Here is a 4,704-nt window from a genome sequence, read left to right on the forward strand (position 1 = left end):
CAAGTGCGCTGATCGGGAAAATCGGTGAGCGCCTTGAGTGCATGACTGGTGGTTTGCCGGGTGGTGTCGTTTGCGGCGACAGAAAGCAACACGAAGAATGCGGCGATGTCGGCGTCGGCCAGCCGATCACCGTCCACCTCGGCATTCACCAGGCTGGTGAACAAGTCGTCACCCGGATGCTCGCGACGTTCGGCGGCTAGCGCGAAGGCCACCTGATGGACAGTCGTTTGAGCCTCAAACAGCACCGCCATTGGGTGCCGGCCGTTGAGGTAGACGGGGTCGCACCAAGAGACCATGGCATTGGCGGCCTGTTCCACGCGATCCCGGTCCGACTCTGGAATGCCCACCATTTCCGACAGCGTGCGTATCGGCAGTTCCTTGGCGCAGTGCTCGATGAAGTCAGCGCCGCTGCCAGCCGCTTTGAGCTCCTCGACGATGCTCTTGGCGTTGGCGCGGATCGAATCCTCGATGCGCCGGACCTGCCGTGGGGTGAATGCGGCACTGACGAGTTTGCGCAGGAAGGTGTGCCGCGGCGGGTCCATCGCCAGGAAGGACTGCGAGGCCTCGAGCAGCTCGTCGGGAACGTTCTCGAAGATGACGCCCTTGCCGGACAGGAACACCTCGCTGTTGCGGCTGACCGCGACGATGTCGGCGCGCCGGGTCAGAGCCCAGTAGCCGGGGTCCTCGGGGTCAGTCATCAGGGCGTCTTCGACCGGAGGATGCCAGCTCACCGGACGTTCGGCCCGCAGCTCCGCAAACGAGCGTTCCCGGTCTTGTGCGGTGGTGGACCAAAACGCCCGCGACGAGAGATCGATGGGGTCGTAGGCGCGAGGGGTTGCGGCCGTCGCTGTCATGGTGGGTCCTCCATCGGCTATGACTGCGGTCACATTGGCAACACCGCTGACCCTAGGACTAGACATAGTGTCTAGTCAAGATGTCAGGATTTCAGTTAGGCTGAGCGATGCCGTCGGTCACCCGAAAGCCGCAAGCCAAACGCCAGGAGCGCCGCGAGCAGATCGAGCGCCGGCTGCTCGACGCCACCGAACGGCTGATGCGTGACGGCGCGAGCTTCACCGAACTGAGCGTGGATCGGCTGTCGTCCGAGGCCGGGATGTCGCGCGCCAGCTTCTACATCTACTTCGAGGACAAGGGCCACCTGCTGCGCCGGTTAGCCGACCAGGTGTTCGCCGATCTCGCCGATAGCGCCGAGCGCTGGTGGGGCGTCGCGTGGCGACACGATCCCGACGATGTCCGCGCCGGGATGGCAGCGATCATCGCCAGCTACCGGCGCCACCAACCGGTACTGGTTGCGCTCAACGAGATGGCCGCCTACGACTCCTTGGTTGGGGCGACCTACCGCAATCTGCTGGCCGCGATCACCGGGCGATTAACCCGTGTCATCGAGGATGGCCAGGCCGATGGTTCAATCCGCGGCGCATTGCCAGCAGCGACTGCGGCCAGTGCGCTGACCTGGATGGTCGAGCGCGTCTGTCAACAGAACCTGCCGAACAACCCACCGACATACGACGCCGAACTGGCCGCTACGCTCACTGAAATCATCTGGGGCGCTTTGTATCTCACGCCTATGCTGGACTAAACGGCGACCAGGTCGTCGGCGTGAACTGCGGGCCGGCGCAACTCCGCGGGCAGCTCTGAGGTCGACCGGCCGATCATGGTGGCCAGCTCGGCGGCGTCGTAGGCCACCACACCGCGGGCTACCAGGGTCTCGTCGGGCCCCAACAGATCGACAACGTCACCGCCGTGAAAACTGCCGGACAGACTCGTAATACCCGCCGGCAGAAGTGAGCGGCGTTGGCCCAGCACGGCGCGCACGGCGCCGGTGTCCAGGCTCAACACCCCCGCGGACTCCGCGGCATAGCGCACCCAAAACCGCCGTGCCGACATCCGATTGGGCCGCGCGGCGAACGCCGTGCCAACCGAGGCGTCCACCAACGCAGTCGCGGCGTCCGCGGCGGCCGCCAGCAATACTGGCACCCCGGCGTCGGCGGCCAGCAGCGCCGAAGACACCTTCGATGCCATCCCGCCAGTGCCTAAGTGACTACTCTGTCCCGCGACGACGCCGTGCAGGTCGGCTGGCCCGGAAACCTCTGGGATGAAACGTGATTCGCGTACTTTACGCGGATCCGAATCGTAAAGCCCGTCGATGTCACTCAGCAGAACCAACGCGTCGGCGCCGACGAGGTGCGCCACCAGCGCGGAGAGCCGGTCGTTATCGCCAAACCGAATTTCATTGGTGGCAACCGTATCGTTTTCGTTGACGATCGCCACGGCATGCAGCGCCCGAAGCCGGTCCAGGGTGCGCTGGGCGTTGGTGTGCTGCACCCGCATCGAAATGTCATGCGCTGTCAGCAATACCTGTCCAACGCTGCGTTGGTAGCGAGCGAATGCAGCGCTCCAAGCGTTCACCAGCGCGACCTGCCCGACACTGGCCGCCGCTTGTTTGGTGGCAAGGTCTGCGGGCCGCCTGGTCAGCCCGAGCGGCTCGATGCCGGCGGCGATCGCTCCGGAGGAGACGATGACGACGTCGGAGCCCGCTTTCATTCGGGCCTCGATTGCGTCGGCCAGCCCCGCCAGCCTGTCGGCGTCGAACACGCCGGTCGGTGTGGTCAACGCGGTGGTGCCGACCTTGACCACGACGCTTCGCGCGGTGCGGATAGCTTCGCGCGCTGTTGTGCTCATGAGCGGGGCTTCCGACTTCCGCGCCGCTCCTCCGCATCGCTGCGCTCTGCCCCCGCTGCATCGTCGCCGGCGCGGCGGCGCTGACGGCGGGCCACCTTGCGTTCGGCAGCGCCGACCCGGTCGTTCCCCTCCAGGCGGGCGTCGGTACCGCGGGCAGACATCATGGTGTCGACGCCGGACGGCGTCTGCGGCTCCCAGTCGAAGGTGACCTCTCCGATGGTGACCGCGCATCCGGGTCGTGCGCCCAGCCGGACCAGCTCGTCCTCGACGCCGAGCCGGGCCAACCGGTCGCCGAGGTAGCCGACCGCCTCGTCGTTGTCGAAGTTGGTCTGGGCGATCCAACGTTCGGGCCGCCGGCCGCGGACGACGAACCCGCCTTGGCCGTCGGATTCCACCGTGAAACCGGACTCGTCGACCGGGACCGGACGAATCACTGGCCGTCGCGGCACCAGCACCGGCTGCGCGGCGTGATATTGCGACACCATGTCGGCGAGTGCAAATATCAACGGCTGCAAGCCTTCTCTGCTGACTGTCGACACCAGGAAGACCGGCCACCCGCGCGCCGCGACTTCGTCACGAACGAACTCGGCCATCTCGCGGGCCTCTGGCACGTCAATCTTGTTGAGCACCACCGCCCGTGGCCGCTCAACGAGGTCGCCGAGGGCGGAATCTCCTTGCAGCGTGGGTGTGTACGCAGCCAGTTCGGCTTCCAGCGCATCAATGTCGGACAGCGGGTCGCGGCCAGGCTCGGCGGTGGCGCAGTCGACGACATGCACCAGCACCGCACACCGCTCGATGTGCCGCAGAAAGTCCAGACCCAGACCGCGGCCCTGCGACGCACCCGGGATCAGGCCTGGCACGTCCGCGACGGTGAAGGTGCGCTCTCCCGCCGAGACCACACCAAGGTTGGGCGCCAGGGTGGTGAAGGGGTAGTCGTCGATCTTCGGCTTGGCCGCCGAGATCGTCGACACCAGCGAGGATTTGCCGGCCGAGGGAAATCCGATCAACCCGACGTCGGCGACGGTCTTGAGCTCGAGTGTGAGATCGCGCGATTCGCCCGTTTCGCCGAGCAGTGCAAATCCCGGCGCCTTGCGAGCCCGCGAGGCTAGCGCCGCGTTGCCCAACCCGCCGCGACCTCCGGCCGCGGCTTCGAAGCGGGTACCCGCACCGACGAGATCGGCCAGCAACCTGCCGTTCTCGTCGAGCACCACCGTCCCGTCAGGAATCTTGACTTCCAGATCGGTACCCGCGGCGCCGTCGCGGTGAGCGCCCATGCCCTGCTTGCCCGACGCGGCGACGATATGGGGCCGAAAATGAAAATCGAGCAGGGTATGCACCTGCGGGTCGACGACCAGCACGACACTGCCGCCGCGGCCGCCGTTGCCGCCGTCAGGACCGCCAAGCGGTTTGAATTTCTCTCGATGGACCGAAGCGCAGCCGTTACCGCCGGAACCTGCCCGGGTATGGATGACGACGCGGTCGACAAACCGAGGCATCCGTGACCACTCCTCCGAATGTAACGCCAGGGCGGAAAAGAACTCGCGAGACCGCCGCAGCGTTACGCTCGCGAAGCTTAGTTGGTTGGGAGGCCCTGCGGGACGATGCTGACCGTCTTGCGTCCCCGCTTGACGCCAAACTGGACGGCCCCGGCCGCCTTGGCGAACAGCGTGTCGTCGCCGCCGCGACCGACGCCCGTGCCCGGGTGGAAGTGCGTGCCGCGCTGACGGACGATGATCTCGCCGGCCTTGACGACCTGACCGCCGAACCGCTTGACGCCCAGCCGCTGGGCGTTGGAATCGCGGCCGTTACGTGAGCTCGAAGCGCCCTTCTTGTGTGCCATGTCTCGTCGCCTCCGCTACTTGATGCCGGTGACCTTCAGGACCGTCAGCCGCTGACGGTGACCCTGACGCTTGTGGTAACCGGTCTTGTTCTTGAACTTGTGGATACGAATCTTGGGACCCTTGGTGTGCTCGAGCACCTCACCGGTCACCGCGACCTTGGCCA

6 protein-coding genes are annotated in these 4,704 nt (G+C 66.2%); 1 reads left to right on the forward strand and 5 read right to left on the reverse strand.

What is annotated here, in order from left to right; genetic code table 11:
• Positions 1-854: cytochrome P450 (locus WBF82_RS23600; protein ID WP_424385347.1), on the reverse strand; the 854-nt coding region annotated here is incomplete at its 3' end.
• A 107-nt stretch (positions 855-961) separates the two neighbouring features.
• On the opposite strand from WBF82_RS23600, the gene WBF82_RS23605 reads away from it, so the two are divergent.
• The gene (locus WBF82_RS23605) at positions 962-1,597 is read left to right on the forward strand and encodes a TetR/AcrR family transcriptional regulator (RefSeq protein WP_424385348.1); all 636 of its coding nucleotides are present in this window, start codon (positions 962-964) and stop codon (positions 1,595-1,597) included.
• Here WBF82_RS23605 and proB read toward each other — a convergent pair.
• From proB to WBF82_RS23625, 4 genes are all read right to left on the reverse strand, one after another.
• Entirely contained in the window at positions 1,594-2,700 is a 1,107-nt protein-coding gene (gene proB, locus WBF82_RS23610; protein WP_424385349.1) for a glutamate 5-kinase, read from the reverse strand. The genes WBF82_RS23605 and proB overlap by 4 nt on opposite strands.
• Positions 2,697-4,196 (reverse strand): GTPase ObgE, encoded by a 1,500-nt coding sequence (gene obgE, locus WBF82_RS23615; protein ID WP_424385350.1) that lies wholly within the window; start codon positions 4,194-4,196, stop codon positions 2,697-2,699. Before obgE ends, proB begins: the two co-directional genes overlap by 4 nt.
• Positions 4,197-4,273: 77 nt before the next feature.
• A complete protein-coding gene (gene rpmA, locus WBF82_RS23620; protein ID WP_424385351.1) occupies positions 4,274-4,540 on the reverse strand; it encodes a 50S ribosomal protein L27 in 267 nt (88 codons plus the stop codon).
• Positions 4,541-4,555: 15 nt separating this feature from the next.
• Positions 4,556-4,704, reverse strand: a 149-nt coding sequence (locus WBF82_RS23625; RefSeq protein ID WP_424385352.1) for a bL21 family ribosomal protein, incomplete at its 5' end; no start/stop codon positions are given.

Origin of the sequence: Mycobacterium sp., assembly GCF_049673265.1 — a bacterium.
Taxonomy (GTDB): Bacteria; Actinomycetota; Actinomycetes; order Mycobacteriales; family Mycobacteriaceae; genus Mycobacterium.

Coding starts and splice junctions, on each gene's coding strand:
- WBF82_RS23605 (WP_424385348.1), top strand. CDS start 962: ATGCCGTCGGTCACCCGAAAGCCGCAAGCCAAACGCCAGGAGCGCCGC.
- proB (WP_424385349.1), bottom strand. CDS start 2,700: ATGAGCACAACAGCGCGCGAAGCTATCCGCACCGCGCGAAGCGTCGTG.
- obgE (WP_424385350.1), bottom strand. CDS start 4,196: ATGCCTCGGTTTGTCGACCGCGTCGTCATCCATACCCGGGCAGGTTCC.
- rpmA (WP_424385351.1), bottom strand. CDS start 4,540: ATGGCACACAAGAAGGGCGCTTCGAGCTCACGTAACGGCCGCGATTCC.